The sequence below is a fragment of the Streptomyces ochraceiscleroticus genome (genome assembly GCF_000720485.1).
In the GTDB taxonomy this organism is placed as follows: domain Bacteria; phylum Actinomycetota; class Actinomycetes; order Streptomycetales; family Streptomycetaceae; genus Streptomyces; species Streptomyces ochraceiscleroticus.
In genome coordinates this window covers 12,999-26,667 of record NZ_JOAX01000053.1, presented here as the reverse complement: position 1 = coordinate 26,667, position 13,669 = coordinate 12,999, and the positions used below count along the sequence as shown (strand labels likewise).

At 68.3% G+C, this 13,669-nt stretch carries 17 protein-coding genes and 1 pseudogene; 10 read left to right on the top strand and 8 right to left on the bottom strand.

Annotation, left to right across the window (positions count from 1 at the left end):
- The first annotated feature begins 171 nt into the window (after positions 1–171).
- The gene (locus IG84_RS0136790; RefSeq protein WP_157849011.1) at positions 172–711 is read left to right on the top strand and encodes a hypothetical protein; all 540 of its coding nucleotides are present in this window, start codon (positions 172–174) and stop codon (positions 709–711) included.
- A gap of 330 nt (positions 712–1,041) precedes the next feature.
- Here the strand turns inward: IG84_RS0136790 and IG84_RS0136785 are convergent, their stop codons facing one another.
- On the bottom strand, positions 1,042–1,875 hold the full coding sequence (locus tag IG84_RS0136785) for a PIG-L family deacetylase (protein WP_031067639.1): 834 nt from the start codon (positions 1,873–1,875) through the stop codon (positions 1,042–1,044).
- Positions 1,876–2,202: 327 nt separating this feature from the next.
- Positions 2,203–3,072 (bottom strand): methyltransferase domain-containing protein, encoded by an 870-nt coding sequence (locus IG84_RS0136780; RefSeq protein ID WP_031067636.1) that lies wholly within the window; start codon positions 3,070–3,072, stop codon positions 2,203–2,205.
- 418 nt (positions 3,073–3,490) lie between these two features.
- Here IG84_RS0136780 and IG84_RS0136775 point away from each other — a divergent pair, with 418 nt between their 5' ends.
- Both IG84_RS0136775 and IG84_RS0136770 read left to right on the top strand, forming a co-directional pair.
- Positions 3,491–3,727, top strand: a complete 237-nt coding sequence (locus IG84_RS0136775) for a hypothetical protein (protein ID WP_051862859.1) — start codon at positions 3,491–3,493, stop codon at positions 3,725–3,727.
- Positions 3,724–4,134 carry a hypothetical protein gene (locus IG84_RS0136770; protein ID WP_051862858.1) on the top strand — a complete coding sequence of 137 codons (411 nt, stop codon included), beginning with the start codon at positions 3,724–3,726 and terminating at the stop codon, positions 4,132–4,134. The genes IG84_RS0136775 and IG84_RS0136770 overlap by 4 nt, the downstream gene beginning before the upstream one ends.
- 108 nt (positions 4,135–4,242) lie before the next feature.
- Here IG84_RS0136770 and IG84_RS42505 read toward each other — a convergent pair.
- Positions 4,243–4,410 (bottom strand): annotated as a pseudogene (locus IG84_RS42505) (DUF6207 family protein); the annotation flags it as partial.
- A gap of 113 nt (positions 4,411–4,523) precedes the next feature.
- On the opposite strand from IG84_RS42505, the gene IG84_RS40945 reads away from it, so the two are divergent.
- The 3 genes from IG84_RS40945 (at position 4,524) to IG84_RS0136755 (ending at position 5,586) form a co-directional block, all read left to right on the top strand.
- Positions 4,524–4,661 (top strand): hypothetical protein, encoded by a 138-nt coding sequence (locus IG84_RS40945; protein WP_342668496.1) that lies wholly within the window; start codon positions 4,524–4,526, stop codon positions 4,659–4,661.
- Between the two features lie 332 nt (positions 4,662–4,993).
- The gene (locus IG84_RS0136760) at positions 4,994–5,368 is read left to right on the top strand and encodes a hypothetical protein (RefSeq protein WP_051862857.1); all 375 of its coding nucleotides are present in this window, start codon (positions 4,994–4,996) and stop codon (positions 5,366–5,368) included.
- Entirely contained in the window at positions 5,350–5,586 is a 237-nt protein-coding gene (locus IG84_RS0136755) for a DUF6233 domain-containing protein (RefSeq protein ID WP_031067625.1), read from the top strand. Before IG84_RS0136760 ends, IG84_RS0136755 begins: the two co-directional genes overlap by 19 nt.
- 3 nt (positions 5,587–5,589) lie before the next feature.
- Here IG84_RS0136755 and IG84_RS41420 read toward each other — a convergent pair whose 3' ends face one another.
- From IG84_RS41420 to IG84_RS0136740, 4 genes are all read right to left on the bottom strand, one after another.
- Positions 5,590–6,267, bottom strand: a complete 678-nt coding sequence (locus IG84_RS41420) for a hypothetical protein (protein WP_157849010.1) — start codon at positions 6,265–6,267, stop codon at positions 5,590–5,592.
- A gap of 37 nt (positions 6,268–6,304) precedes the next feature.
- Positions 6,305–6,817 (bottom strand): hypothetical protein, encoded by a 513-nt coding sequence (locus IG84_RS0136750; protein ID WP_031067621.1) that lies wholly within the window; start codon positions 6,815–6,817, stop codon positions 6,305–6,307.
- A gap of 206 nt (positions 6,818–7,023) precedes the next feature.
- The gene (locus IG84_RS0136745) at positions 7,024–7,599 is read right to left on the bottom strand and encodes a carbohydrate-binding module family 14 protein (protein WP_051862856.1); all 576 of its coding nucleotides are present in this window, start codon (positions 7,597–7,599) and stop codon (positions 7,024–7,026) included.
- Positions 7,600–8,288: 689 nt separating this feature from the next.
- A complete protein-coding gene (locus tag IG84_RS0136740; protein WP_031067618.1) occupies positions 8,289–9,746 on the bottom strand; it encodes a hypothetical protein in 1,458 nt (485 codons plus the stop codon).
- Between IG84_RS0136740 and IG84_RS0136735 the strand changes: the two genes are divergently transcribed.
- On the top strand, positions 9,745–10,926 hold the full coding sequence (locus IG84_RS0136735) for a serine hydrolase domain-containing protein (protein ID WP_051862855.1): 1,182 nt from the start codon (positions 9,745–9,747) through the stop codon (positions 10,924–10,926). The two genes, IG84_RS0136740 and IG84_RS0136735, sit on opposite strands and share 2 nt — an antisense overlap.
- 685 nt (positions 10,927–11,611) lie before the next feature.
- Here IG84_RS0136735 and IG84_RS0136730 read toward each other — a convergent pair.
- Positions 11,612–12,595, bottom strand: a complete 984-nt coding sequence (locus IG84_RS0136730) for a pentapeptide repeat-containing protein (protein ID WP_245659724.1) — start codon at positions 12,593–12,595, stop codon at positions 11,612–11,614.
- Positions 12,596–12,756: 161 nt separating this feature from the next.
- Between IG84_RS0136730 and IG84_RS0136725 the strand changes: the two genes are divergently transcribed.
- The 3 genes from IG84_RS0136725 (at position 12,757) to IG84_RS42495 (ending at position 13,642) form a co-directional block, all read left to right on the top strand.
- On the top strand, positions 12,757–13,155 hold the full coding sequence (locus tag IG84_RS0136725; protein ID WP_051862854.1) for a hypothetical protein: 399 nt from the start codon (positions 12,757–12,759) through the stop codon (positions 13,153–13,155).
- A gap of 65 nt (positions 13,156–13,220) precedes the next feature.
- A complete protein-coding gene (locus tag IG84_RS42500; protein WP_051862853.1) occupies positions 13,221–13,508 on the top strand; it encodes a DNA ligase-like domain-containing protein in 288 nt (95 codons plus the stop codon).
- Positions 13,454–13,642 carry an ATP-dependent DNA ligase gene (locus IG84_RS42495; RefSeq protein ID WP_051862852.1) on the top strand — a complete coding sequence of 63 codons (189 nt, stop codon included), beginning with the start codon at positions 13,454–13,456 and terminating at the stop codon, positions 13,640–13,642. Before IG84_RS42500 ends, IG84_RS42495 begins: the two co-directional genes overlap by 55 nt.
- The last annotated feature ends 27 nt before the right edge of the window (positions 13,643–13,669 follow it).

Below are 13,669 nucleotides of genomic sequence, written 5' to 3'. Positions count from 1 at the left end.
GCAACCGGCGATGCGTTGCGGGCAACAGGCCACTCCTCTCCTGCCGTGGTGACCGTCTCCCGAGCGTCCTCGCCGGCCTCCGCCTAGCTCCTCGCCGCCGCGGTGGGAAAGGTACGAACACAGGCATGCAAGCGGGCCCTAGGCGAGGCGGACTGGCACACCGGCGCCGCCGTGAGCGTGCGTCCCGCCTCTTGTGCCACCGCCCGCCAATGGGCCGAACGCCTGGTGCCGGCCGACCGCGACCAGGCCCCGACCGTCCTGGAACACGAGCTGCTGGACAACGTCCGCGACGCCGAGACCGACGTCCTGCTGCATGACCCGGTCACCGGCGTTCCGGCGCTGCGTCGCTCGCCGGGGACCGAGGGCGAAGACATCTTCACCTTCGCGCTGCAGCGCCTGCCCACTACCTTGCTGCTCGCGGCGCTGACCGTCAGCGGCGATACGTGCTGGATTCGCACTGAGGACGGTGAGTTGTGGTTCGCGCCCGAGCACGAAGGCTGGGGGGCGAGTTGGGGCTATTCCGGCACTGGTTGCCACAAGCTCGCCCAGCTTTTGGACATGTTGCTCCAGGACATCGCTGCCCCAGCGGTGGACCCCGGGGCGCCCGAGCCGCCGCGCGGGCTGTTCGAGTTGTTGCGCACCACGCCGCAGGACGGTTCGACCACCTACACCCGCGCCCAGCTGCTGGCTGCTCGGGTCGCGGACGCTTGATCGGCCCTACGGCGTGTCGGACATCGGAGTCTCAGCTTCGTGTCACTTCCTCGGCGGTCTGTCTTGATCGGAGCAGACCGCCGGGCTTGTGACCTGGGCTATCGCCCGCCTTCGGAGTCAGCAGCGCGCAGGCCTCCCACGTGTGCGGTTGTCAGGTGGTTTGGGGATGAGCGCGGTGTCGGGTCGGTAGTGCGGGCACGCGTGGACGCCGCTGGCGAGGGCCTGACGCGGTCGGAGCGGAACTCGCGTGGACAAGCCTCCGGGTGTATGACCCGCTGGTTCGCGCCGTGCGGCCGATGATCTTTCTCGGGCCTCGGCCGGACGGGCGGATCAGCGCAGTCCGGCGAAGAGGTCGTTCTCGGGTACGGCCGCGCCGGTGGCGTCCTTGACGCGTACGAAGGTCTCCATGCCCATCAACTCGCCGAACCGCTCCTTGCCCATCTTGAGGAAGAAGATGTTCTCGCCCTGACTGGCGTGCGCGGCCAGCGCATCGAACTTCTGACCGCTGAATGCGGTGGTGTCCACCCACGTGGTGATTTCATCGTCGGGAAGGCCGATCTCGGCCATCGCGGCGGCCTCGGCAGGATCCGGCTCCGGCATGTCCGGATGGAACTCGCGCATGATCTCGCCGAACCGCTGCATCCCCGAGCGGGGCATCGTCGTCCAGTACACCTTCGGTGTCAGCGTGGTCATCTCCAGCGCCGCCATCGTGATGCGGTGGGCCTGGATGTGATCGGGGTGGCCGTAGAAGCCGTTCTCGTCGTAGGTGACGACCACATCGGGTTGGTAGTGCCGCATGAGTTCCGCGAGTCGGGCGGCGCCTTCCTCCACAGGGGTCTGCCAGAAGGATCCGGGGGCGTCGTTGCTCGGCCAGCCGATCATTCCGGAGTCGGCGTAGTCCAGCATTTCCAGATCACTGACCTTCAGGACGTCACAGCTCTCCCGAAGTTCTTGGCGGCGCATCAGGGCGACGGCCGCCGGATCGTGCTCGGGATCGCCCGGCTTGACACCTCCCGGCCCGTCACCGCAGCCGCCGTCGGTACACGTCACGAGAACCGTGCGGATGCCTTCCGCCGCGTACTGTGCGAGGACTCCTCCGGTCGAGGTGGCCTCGTCGTCGGGGTGGGCGTGCACGGCCATGAGCGTCAAGGGCCGGTCAGTCATGAAACAGTCCTCCTGCAGAAATCCGTCTTGTTCCGAGTGCGCGGCGGGCGTACCGCGATCCCGAGGCCCGGATCCTGGCAGGCGGACGACCTTGTGGTCTTTGTGTTCCCGCCCGTGCGGCGCCGGTGCCTCGGCTGATGCAACAGTGTCGCCCGGGCTGGCTGTTCCCGGCGCGGCCGTGTCCTTCCAGGCGTCGGCGTTTCAACGCGAACGAGGTACAGGCACGACCTGCACGTCTCAGCGCCACGTCGCATCCGACTTCCATCCAGCACCAGCCGTGAGATTCCGACATGAAAGACGAGACCTTACAGCGCCGTGAGCGGGACTTTACGGGGGCGGTACGCCGATGTGCTGTCCGTCGTGGTCGATGCGGACGTGGAAGTCGGCCAGGCGGGGCCAGCCCAGCTCCTTCCACAGCTGACGCTCGCGCTGGCTGCGCAGCAGCATGAAGTTGACGGCGGTGAGCAGCCGACCGGTGGCCCCGCCCGCGCCGTCGGCCGTCAGGGTGAGGAGTGCATCGGTGCCCAGGGGGGTGGTGAGGGGGGTGAGGAGGCGGCCGCCGGCGCGGACCTGCTGGGTCCAGGCGGTGGGGACGCGTTGGACGCAGGCGGTGGAGAGGAGCCGGTCATACGGTGCCCTGGCCGCGTGCCCTTCCGTGCCGTCCCCGGTCACCAGGCGCGGGTGGAGGCCGAGGCATTTGAGGTGGTGGGCGGCAGTGGCGGCGAGGCCGGCATCGACTTCGATGCTGGTAACAGCTTGGTCGCCGAGACGGTGACACAGCAGGGCGGTGTTGTAGCCGGTGCCGGCCCCGATCTCCAGGATCGTCTCGCCGGGCTGCGGGTCCAGGTGGCGCAGCATCGTCACGACGACGCGGGCGCAGGAGATGGAGGAGGTGAAGGCGTCACTGCTGGCGGGGGCCTCCGGTAGCACGGCTCCGTCATCGATCTGGGTGATCAGCGGAGCGCCGGGGCGGTAGGCGGCCTTGAGCCACTGGCGAGGGCGGCGGCTGCGGTCCATCAGCGGATAGCGGCCGTCAGCTCCGCGCTGGGGCCACCAGACACGATCCGGGACGAAGTGCTCGCGGGGCACGGCAAGGAATGCCTCGCGCAGCCAGGTCTGGCCGTGGAAATGCGCCTCGAGTTCGTCGGCGCACCGGCGGCGTTGTTCCTCGGCGAGAGCCGTGAGGGAGTCAGTCATCCTCGTCGTCGGCGGGTGCGCCGCCGCCCATGTCGCCCTGGCCGTTGCCGGTGTCGGGGATGTCGCCGGACTCGTGCTGCTCGCTGTTCCGGTTGCCATTGGTCCTGCCCGTCGCCGCCTCCCTGGCCAGTCCGGCACTGCCTCCAGGATGGCGGCGCGGCCGAAGGCGGGAAAGGTAGCGGGCTGCTTCCCTTTGGGGGCAGCCGCTTGAGTTGGAGCCGTGGCGGCCTTCTGTACAGTTCGCGGCCGTCTGGAGCACGACGTGCGTCGGCGTAGATGCCTGCCCGTACGCCGTCCTCGCCGAGTGTCCGCGCGAGGGGCCGCTGGACCACCACACATGCCTGACGGCGCTAGTCAAGGGGGGCGAGATGACCGTGTAGCTTTGCTAGCCGTTCGATTACGGGCACAAGGGGGCTCAGTGGATGTGGTGTGGGTCATGGAGCCGTTGGCCGAGCAGGGGGTCACGGTTCTGTTCAAGGCGGATGCCGAGCGCATGCGCGCGGGCGTGAAGCCATGGACGTTCATTGCGAGCGGTGCCCCATTCCGCGAGGACCTCTTGGTGCGGACGGACGCGGCCTCGGTGGAAGCCTGCTTGAAGGTCTGCCTTCCTCGATTGCACGCATTCGGCCTGGTCATCCCGGAGGCCGGAGCATGAGCAAGGGCCACGTGGTGATCCAGCTTCCCGAGGGGGCCTGGTGGGACTGGGACGTTGTGGAGTGGAACGCGGGCCGGTTGCGACTTGGTGCCGGGCACGACATCTCGTACGTCCATCACTTGGAGCTGGTCTTCGCCGACCCGGTTTTGGTCAGGTGCCCGGCCAGCTTCCACGATCCGGTCTTCCGTGCACCGACGCCGGGCGAGGTGCGGCTGGTCGCCAACCAGGTCGGGGAGACGCCACCTGTCGTCCTTGCCTTCGAAGCGGACGCTGGAGGCTCGGATCGGGCCCCCTGCCTGATCGCTGCTCGGCAGCTCGACATCGTCCAGGGCACCGTTTTCCGATACTGGCGTGAGCTGGCCGCTGGGGAACGCCTCGCGCCTTGGGTGCAGCCTCCTGCGGTCTGACCGGCTGTGATCTATGCGGTGCACCTCGGGAAGGCCGACCGTGGCCGCCGAAGCAGGCCCGTGGCGCGGCCTTCTAGAGCTCCGGCCTTCCGGGTCGCAGCGTACGTCGGCGCAGACGCGTACCCGTACGCAGTCCTCACCAGGTGTCCGGTACGGCGCCGAGGGGCCGCTGGACCACCACAGGCCGCTGACGGCCTGGGCGGCGGCCGCGGCTGTCTGTTCGTCCGCGGCGGTCACCTCCAGGACGACGAAGCCGGGCTCGGGCAGGTGCGTCATCGCTTCGATGGCCAGCCAGACGCGGGAGGCCGGCCCTCGGTTCGCCGGGCAGGCGGCTATCACCCGGACGTGGCAGGGCCCGCGTACGACGCGGCCGGGAGTTCCTGGACGCGATGGCCCGCTCCAAGAGCATCGACCCGACGCTGACGCTGCTGGCGACCGCGATCAAGGCGACGGCGAAGGGCGGCATCGGCAAGCTGCGCCAGCGGAGCCGGGGCCAGGTGCCGTACTACGAGCCGTGGCCCGCATAGCAGGACGACGCCCAGCTGGGCCCAGGGGAGTGCACGGTCGTTGCGCGAACGGTTGGCGGGGGACTCGCGCGGTGATTCCGGTGTCTGGGCCGACTGCGCCTCCGCCGGCTGCGGGACGTCCGGACCGGGTTCTATAGTGGACATGGCAAATTCTTGCTTGTCGTGCGTGCGAGCACGCGGTGAGTAGGTGTCACGGACTTTGGCTGGGCAAGTAGTTAGCCGCGCAAGTCCGATTCTGGGACACCCCTCCGGCCCCGACGTGGTCGCTGCCCGCAGTGCCCTGAAGCACGTCCACGACACCCCCGCCGACGACGCGGACGCGGCATAGCGCCATGGACGAGGAGTCGAGGTCGCTCGCGGACGGTGAGCTGCCGTCCGAGCCGCCCACACCGCCGATCCGGATCGTCCTGCACGACGGGCAAGAACTGGTCGGCCGACTCCTGCGCCGCTGGCAAGGCAACACCACCGCCTGGTTCTACGAGGTCTCTGTGACCTTGTGGGCGGACGCTCAGGTCGGCGGCCGGGACCTGGCCGAGCCGGCGGACATCATCTTCAGCGCACCGGCCTCCCACGTGCGGCCCATCGACGGCGTCTCCTACGACGGCGTGCCCATCGAGCGGGACCGCCAGGCGCTCAAACGGGCTCGCACCGGCCGCCAGCCACCCGCCCCGCCCCTCTTCCCGCATCGATGCCGGACGCGGAGGTAAAGGAATGGTGGCTGCTGGAGTGCTTCCGCATCACGTACGACTCCACCAAGCCCCGCCCGGTGCGGGTGCACCGCGCCGGCTGCCCGCTGTGCAAGGCCCCCGCAGCGCTCACCACCGCCCGGGCCCAGGCCGCACTCCAGAGCCCGGCCGCCGACGCCTGCGAAGTCTGCGGCGCCGCCGCCCGACTTCAGGAACTGCGCACTCGGTTCAGCAGCTAAAACTCAGCGGCTGCGACGACCGCGGAACATGCGCAGGACCTTGTGCCAGCGGCCAGCAACGGGAACGGGCTGCGCAGGCACGATGCGGGGTGGATGCGACGGCCGTGGGGGTACGGCGACCGCAGGCGGCGCATCGGACCCGCTGCCGTCAGCCGTAGCGTCCTCCACCGCGGCCGGCTCTCTCGGCTCGGGGACAACCTCCTCGACACGAGGCGGCGACGTTGGCGGCGGCTCATCTGCTGGCACGTTGCGGTTCGGCGTCGGCGTGGTGGCGGCTTTCTCAGGTTCGGGCGCAGGCAGGGGCGGCCGATGGCGTTCGTCGTAGATTTTTCCGGCCTGTCGGTTGCGCCAGCGATACCGAGACTCCTGCGAGGCGTAGAGAACATCCATCACCCGGTGCGCCTTGGACGGTTGGAAGACCGCGCGGGACCGCGTCAGGGACGAGAGCTCGATGGGCACCAGCCCCCAGCAGTCGGCGTCCGGCGCCGGACGGGGCTTGCTGATCCGCCAGTCCTTGCGCGGATCACGGCGCCACTTCGGCCACCGGGTCCAGTCCTGCTGAGGTCGAACCGGGTGCTGGAACCAGTGCACACCGTAGGGGACAAGAACCAGTTGGCCATCGAGCCAGTACACGTTGCCCCCGGGGGCAACGATGGCCTGCTGCTGCTCGGTGGGCGCCACCAGTGGTGCGTGTCCTTCCGGCCGTCATACCAGACATTCAGCTCACGGAGCTTGCCGAACTGATGCGGGTCCCTGCGCAGGAACCACACATGCTCCGCTCCGCCATGATGCTCGCGAACCGCCTGGATACGGCGCCGCAGCACATCAGAGCCGGCAGAGAGGAACCAGGCCGCTCGATGGCAACGGTCGTCTCACCGTGGCAGGCGATGATGACCGGCGGCAGCCCCGACGGATCCTTGGGATTCTCCCCGAGACTCTCCACCGTCGCGCTGAACCCCGGGATCGCGCGGATCATGTCACGGAACCGGATCACCACCTCGGTGTCCGCGTCGATCTGTGCTTCCAGCTCCGGATGCGCACACCCCTTGTCACCGGGATGCGAGAAGTACGGAAGCACCTTCGCGTCCGGCTTCGTGCCTTTGAGAATCAATGCCTGGCCGCACGAACGACACAAGTACCGCTCGCCGGCGAGCCCCGCCGGTAGGCCGGCCACTCCGTCCCCCAGCCAAAACACCTCGTTGGTGACGGCGTCCCACGCGCTGCTCCCCATACAATCGATCATGCCGGTCGGAAGAGGCGCGCACACCCTGTTTGCCTCGCTGAGGTCCGCGCTCCTGCAACCCGGCGACAGCGGCTTGAGTCTGCGGCAATTCGCCTGTCCGTGCCGCAATACCGGCCCGGTACGTGATAGGTGTCGATCATGGTGCGGATGCCCGCCGAGCCGACGCTAGCCCATGACGGACCCAGAGGGCCTGGTCACCGGGACCGCAGGACCCTCACGGTGCCGTGACCGGTCGAGCTTTTCAGGGGCTGATGTCCGCGGTAGGTAGCGGTGTAGCCGTTCAGGAGTTCTTGCACGGGAAGCCGCCCGCTGACGTCGCAGGAGGTACGCCCGGCGAAGTCGGTTTCCGCAGTGCACAGGCGCTGCCCTGTGGTGGTCGTGAAGTCCACCGTGCCCAAGGGGACGGGCTGGCCGCCGCCCCAGGTGACGGTGGCATTGAGGTTCCGCAGTCCCGGCGGAACCAGCCGGAGCGTCGCCGTGCCTGCCGAGAGACGCGTCGGCTGCTTCACGACACTAGAGGGGTAGTCGCATGTCAGCAGTTTCAGATTCCAAAACAATTGCGCTGGGCATGACTGGACGTACGGCCTGCCGTCGGAGGAGCAGTGGATGAACTTCTCGGGAGAACCGCCGTGCGGCATGAACTCCTGCCCCGGCGGGCAGCTGCTGGCAGCCTGCGCCCCCACCTCACTGCCAGTAGCTAGGGCTGGGGCCGCTGTGGCCCCCACGGTGAGCATCACGGCGCCGAGTGTGACGGCGAGCTGACGAAGCATCGCAACCTCCTGGTGGCGGCGACTGCCCAGTGCCGGCAGAGCGTGTCCATGACCAGCTTGGGCGGCAGACGCAGCCCGCCATGCCGCAGGGTGACATTTTCCGGACAACCACGTCAGTGCACGTATGCCGCTTGGGGAAGGCATCGGGTCACCTCACCGCAACAGTGACGCATTCATGTCCCACGCAACCCACTCGTCCCTGGGCAGGCACCGCTCAGTGCGACTCGTCTTTTTGCTTGCAGCCTTGACGCTCACGCATCCCCAGCAGAACGAACCAACGGCGTCGAACCTGGGCTGCCGCCACCGAGCAGGCCCGGAGTGCCCACGCTTGCCGACGTACCCGGCGGGGCCAGCGCGCCGTGGCCGGAGTCGCCTACCGTCCTCTGCGGCTTCTGGTTGAGGCTGACCGGCAGCCGACAGCACACGTGTTCGTCGCTGCCACCACCGCTCCCGCCCCGGTTGTTGGGGGCAAAAGCACCGCTGGCGCCGCCCTCTCCCGGGCCGAGCAAGTCCGCCGTGATCGAGATGACACCAAACGGCACCGTCAGCGTGCCTCACCCCGTGAAGGTCTCCAGCACGGGCGCTGCCTGCGCGGTACCGGCTGCCGCGGACGAAGCCGCCGACGAAACGGCAGGGAAGACTGTTCCAGCCGACGCCTGCGGCCAGCACCTGCATGTCCGGCGTCAGACTCATAGCGTGTCGCGCCATACGGCCGCCGGGTCGCTCGGGCCCGGCGGCCGGTGGAGCCCGCTCTTACAGGTGGTACCCGGTTCCGGGCTGTGGTCTACCGGTGGCTGAAGAAACGACTGAAGCGTTCGACGCTGATGTTGGGTTTCTTCGCGAGGGCACCGACCACGTCCCATTCGCCCACGGTGGCCGACATTGGCGGTCAGTGCCGTGCCGGTGGCTGCGTCCTTTGCCTGCTGGTCCACGGCGGTCTTGGTGGAGAGTTCGATGACGAGGGGGACCTGGGTGGTAAGGCTGACCGATCCCTGCAGCACCTTCCCGGCGATCTGGCCCTGGCTGACGGTGCCTTTGACGACCTGGGCGCCCTTCTGGCCGATGTAGTCGAAGATGTGTGAGGCATCGGAGGCGCCCTTGCCGGCGATCGCCCCGGCGAAGGCCCGCCCGCCTTGGTTGACGATGACGTTGGCGACCTTGTTCATGCGGGCCGCGGCCCAGGCAGCCCTGGCGCCCTTGGCCACGGCGCCGACCGCCGGGATGGCAGCCAGTGTGTCCGCTGCGAGACCAGCGATCGCGGCCGGATCGTCCCAGTTCCCCGCGATGGAGACAGCTGCCGCGTGCGCGCCCATCGAAGTGACAGCGGTGACGATGGCGATGGGAGCCATGAGCGGCGTGAAGATCGGGATGAGCGCCAGGACGCCGGCGGCGGCGCTTACCAGTCCGAGGATGTCCCCCACGAAGCCCCAGAAGGCGCTGCTCTTCTCCTTCGCCTCCATTTCAGCCCTGGCCCGCTCAACGGCCCAGTCCGCGGTCTTCTGATACAGCCACTGCTCTTCCCTGCCCCGGCTGCCGATGATGTTGGCAAGTTCCCGGTCCACAAAGACGCATTGGAGCTGGTATTCCGCCTGCACGGCCAGGACGCTGTCCACCAGGTCATACAGCAGCCCGTCAGGAATGCGTGTCCTGGGGTAGCCGTGGTCCTTCAACCGCCACAGCTCCATGTCGAAGCCGGACGCCTTGAACGACGTGTCCTTGGGCCTCTTGTTCCCCTCCGCGTCTGTAGGGGCGGAGGCATACGCGAAGCCACCGGGGCCGAGATCATGAGCGATCTCGGGGTCGTGGAAGTCGACGACGCTGCGCACGGCGTGGAGGCGCCGGAAGGGGGGCGGCAGATACTTGTCCGTGAACGGACTCTCGCGCACGACGTGGAACCGGCTGTCCGCAAGGACACTCCCAAGGAAAGTCCCGACGGTCTGGGCGAGGGCGGGCCCGAGATGCTCCACGAGCACCCCGCCCACGAGCATCGTGCTCTGCTCCAGCACGCTCTGCCCGGGGGCGACCCGGAGCGAAGGCCGAAAGGCCCCCAGTGGATTCGTGTCTGCCGAGGAGACGTGAGCGTCGGCCTTCGGCGCCTCCTGTTGCCACATCACCACGGAGACCTGCGAGTACTTCCAGTTCGACATGTGGGGCCAGGTACCGGCCGACTGCCGGCCCGGCCCCGTCGACGGCGCCGAGAACCTGCGCGACGAGTACGCCTCCGAGGTCGGGGACCGGCTCCCGACCAAGCCCATCTCGGCGCTGGCCACCGACTACCCGGACAGTGGGGTGGACGTGGCGAAGTTCGGCTCCGGCATCACGCCGTCCGCGCTGAGCACCTTCGGCTTCTACTTCGGCGGAGTCCACTACGTGGGCAATTGCCGGACCCGGCAGGGGGAGTACCCGTTCTGCGGCCAGATGCTTCTGCCTTCGTACTCGACCGCGAAGTCGGCGTTCGCGGGAACAGCCATGCTGCGTCTGGCGCAGCGCTACGGCCCGGCCGTGGCCCAGGAGAATCTCTCCAACCGAATCCCCGAGACCGCTGGCAACACTGCCTGGAGTGGCGTCACCCTCGACCACACCCTCGACATGGGCACCGGGAACTACACCTCGCCCGGCTACGAGACCGACGAATCGGGCCGCACCATGGCGGACTTCTTCGCATCCGAGCCCTACAGCGACAAGATGCGACTCGCCCTGTCCTTCCCGCGTAAGGTCAGCCCCGGCAGCAAGTGGGTCTACCACACCTCGGACACCTTCCTCGCCACCCGCGCGATGAACAACTACCTGCAGGACAAGGCCGGTTCGGACGCCGACATCTTCGACATGCTCCGCGACGACGTGCTCGAACCCATCGGCGTCGGGCCCGACTCCCTCGTCCCCTCGCGCACCGACAACAGCCCCGGCGGAGCACCCTTCGGCGGCTACGGCATGTTCTGGACGCAGGACTCCGTCGCCAAGTTCGCGAAATTCCTCAACAACGACCACGGCGCCGTCAACGGCACACAGACACTCGACCCGACACTGCTCGCGGCCACCATGCAACGCACACCGGAGGACCGGGGCATGACCACCACCGGCACCAAGCCCATGAAGTACCAGAACGGCTTCTGGGGCCGCGAGTTCACCTCCGCCGACAACCCCGCCTACACCAGCCCCTTCTACGTACCATTCATGTCGGGATACGGCGGCATCACCGTCGCGATGATGCCGAACGGCGCCACCTACTACTACTTCAGCGACAACAACGAGTTCAGTTGGAACGCCGCCGTCGCCGAAGCCGACAAGCTAGCGCCCATGCCCGGCGCGGCAGTTACTGCGAGGTAGACCCCATCGAACGCACCCTTATCGTCCTGGGATGCGCTTCGCCTGACGATGACCGTTGCCGGGGTGTCCCACCCGAACCCTTCCAGGTTCGATAGGAGACTTCAGCTAGCCGACAGTCGCTGAGGGGTGAACAGTTCAGCCTCCTTCGTGTCGTCACGCTCCTGCCCGTCGGGTACTACAACCGACGGGCAGGAGCGTGCCTGGGTGCGTCACCGGGGCGGGATCGATCAAGCGATGACGCACCCAGGCTCAACTGACAGCTCCCACGCCAGGGGCCCATCAGAATCTGCGACCGCTGCTGGCGAAGACCTATTCAGCCGCGCCATCCGGTCGACCCATGAGGCAAAAGCCTCGCCTGCTAGCGGAGCCGTGACCAGCGCTAATTGCCATGCAAGCATCCTCATATACGGCCTTCACTCTCAACCGCTGTCTGGCATCTCCTGAGTGAATGGCCAGCCTCTCCTTGACATCCAACCCAGTCGCCCCTGGTCAGCGCACTCCACCCGACTAACTTCGCTGTCAAAGGACAACTCCGGAAGTCACTTCCCGGGCCAGGCCCGTCATCAATGTCGATGAGCTTGGGAGTCACTACGGGCGCCTGGTCGCGAGCAAGCAGCGCGCGGGCAGCCCGGTGGCCGCTGTCCTGGACTGTCGGTGCACTGCGGCCACACCTTCTGGCCTCGGCTCAGGGCGAGTCTGGATGCCATGCCGAGGGCAAGGCCAGTCCAACTGGCATGGGCTCCCGAGGTCGCGGAACCAGGCCACGTGGACTGTCACCCCGCGCGTCGGTGAAGTCGACCGCGCCGCCGGAGAACGTCGCGCCGGTGAAGTCGACCATACCGCCGGCGAACGGCACGCCGGTGAAGTAGACGGTGCCGCCGGAGAACGTTGCGCGGAAGTGGACGACCGTGCTGCTGGAGAACGTCGCGTCCAAGAAGTCGACCGTGCCGCCGGAGAACGTCGCGCCGGCGAAGTCAGTCGTGCCGCCGGAGAACGTCGCGCCGGTGAAGTCGACCGTGCAGCCGAAGAAGCTCGCGCCGGTGAAGCGGACCGTGCCACCGGAAAACGTCGCGTGGCTGAGGTCGCCGCCGTCGAAGGCGACGCCGGTGAAGTCCAGGTCGTGGCCTTGCCAGGAGTGTGGGTGGTCGCGGATGAGGCGGATGATCGTGTGCCGGACTTCCCGCAGGGCCTGGTACGCGTGCCGAGCTTCCATGTCATCCGGCGGGAGATCGACCTCGGTGGTGTACGGCAGGCGGAGGTAGGCGCACAGGACGTCGATGCAGGTCTGCCGCAGGGCGCGGGTGGGGGCGTCGTCGGAGAGGCCCGCCAGGGCGTGCACGCCGCCCAGGCGGACCGCGGCGGACTCCTGGCCGAGCTGGGAGACGGCGGTGGTGAACCGCTCGGTGTGCAGCCGGGTGGCATCCCGCAGGGCGGCGTTCTCGTCCACCCGCTGGCGCCGGTAGGCCACGACCAGGGCCACCAGGGCACCGGCTCCCGCGACCACCCCGAAGGACAGTTTCACCAGGTCGAACAGCGTCTTGGCGGTGAGCTGGGACTCGGGTTTGAGGCCCTGAGAGCCCAGCAGGGCCCAGACGGTGAAGAACACACCGGCGGCCGTGACGACCGCGGTGAGGAAGACAGCCGGGAGGACGATCCAGACGTGCCACAAGCGCAGGCCGCGCCGTTCCGCCCGGCGCCGGGGGAAAGGGTCCTCACATAGCTGAGACCGTCCGGACCGCGCGCCGGTTCCGGCCCAGCGGGCGCGTCGTCGGCCTGCTGACGGAGGAGGGCCGGACACGCCCTCCCACCTCGAGCACGTCCTACGCGCGGGTGGTTTGGACCTACCAGCGCACCAGCTTCCGCCACTGGATCGATGAGGACCGCGACGGCTGCTCGACCCGCAACGAAGTGCTCATCGCCGAGTCACGCAAGCCCGTGGACAAGGGCGACCGCTGCAAGATCGTGTCGGGCGAGTGGCTTAGCTACTACGACCAGCAGACCGTCACCGACCCTCGCGGCCTGGACATCGACCACATGGTCCCGCTGGCCGAAGCCTGGTACTCCGGCGCCTCCCACTCGGCCGACGCCCGCTGCATCTACCTCGCCGACTGGGTGGGCACCAAACTCCGCTGGGAGCTCACCGCCGACCGTACGGAGGTGAAGACCCTCCACGACCTGGCCGCCGGCTGCGGGCAGCAGCACGTCCAATACGAACACGCCCAGGGCTGACACCGACACCACCGCCGTACCGCTCCCGGCCCACCGTGCCCGGTGCAGGTCGGGAACCGTGGTAAATGTCGATCATGGAAATGCCGCGCGAGCCGATGCTGGCCCAGCCGGTCGACACCTTCCACCTGCCGGCCGGCTGGGCCGCGGAACCCAAATGGGACGGCTTTCGCGCCCTGCTCGCCCACGGCCAGGAGCAGACGCTGCTGCGTTCCCGGCACGGCACCGACCTCACCGGCGCCTTCCACGACTGGTCGCCGCGGCCGCCGAGCTGCCGTACGACGTCGTCCTGGACGGCGAAGTGGTCATCTGGGCCGACGGGCGCCTCGCTTTCGAACACCTCACCCGGCGGCTGAACCGCCGTGCGGCGACCGCCGCGCGCCTGGCCGAGCAGCACCCGGTCCACTTCGTCGCCTTCGACCTCCTCCACCAGGACGTCGACCTCACCGCCCGCCCGTACGCCGAGCGCCGGGCCGCCCCGCAGAGTTAGGCAGTTGAGCAGGGCAGTGTTCCGAGT

Excerpts from the sequence above, each read along its gene's own strand:
- IG84_RS0136785 (WP_031067639.1), bottom strand. The coding sequence starts at position 1,875 with ATGACTGACCGGCCCTTGACGCTCATGGCCGTGCACGCCCACCCCGAC.
- IG84_RS0136780 (WP_031067636.1), bottom strand. The coding sequence starts at position 3,072 with ATGACTGACTCCCTCACGGCTCTCGCCGAGGAACAACGCCGCCGGTGC.
- IG84_RS0136770 (WP_051862858.1), top strand. The coding sequence starts at position 3,724 with ATGAGCAAGGGCCACGTGGTGATCCAGCTTCCCGAGGGGGCCTGGTGG.
- IG84_RS40945 (WP_342668496.1), top strand. The coding sequence starts at position 4,524 with ATGGCCCGCTCCAAGAGCATCGACCCGACGCTGACGCTGCTGGCGACC.
- IG84_RS0136760 (WP_051862857.1), top strand. The coding sequence starts at position 4,994 with ATGGACGAGGAGTCGAGGTCGCTCGCGGACGGTGAGCTGCCGTCCGAG.
- IG84_RS0136755 (WP_031067625.1), top strand. The coding sequence starts at position 5,350 with ATGCCGGACGCGGAGGTAAAGGAATGGTGGCTGCTGGAGTGCTTCCGC.
- IG84_RS0136750 (WP_031067621.1), bottom strand. The coding sequence starts at position 6,817 with ATGGGGAGCAGCGCGTGGGACGCCGTCACCAACGAGGTGTTTTGGCTG.
- IG84_RS0136745 (WP_051862856.1), bottom strand. The coding sequence starts at position 7,599 with ATGCTTCGTCAGCTCGCCGTCACACTCGGCGCCGTGATGCTCACCGTG.
- IG84_RS0136735 (WP_051862855.1), top strand. The coding sequence starts at position 9,745 with ATGTGGGGCCAGGTACCGGCCGACTGCCGGCCCGGCCCCGTCGACGGC.
- IG84_RS0136740 (WP_031067618.1), bottom strand. The coding sequence starts at position 9,746 with ATGTCGAACTGGAAGTACTCGCAGGTCTCCGTGGTGATGTGGCAACAG.
- IG84_RS42500 (WP_051862853.1), top strand. The coding sequence starts at position 13,221 with ATGTCGATCATGGAAATGCCGCGCGAGCCGATGCTGGCCCAGCCGGTC.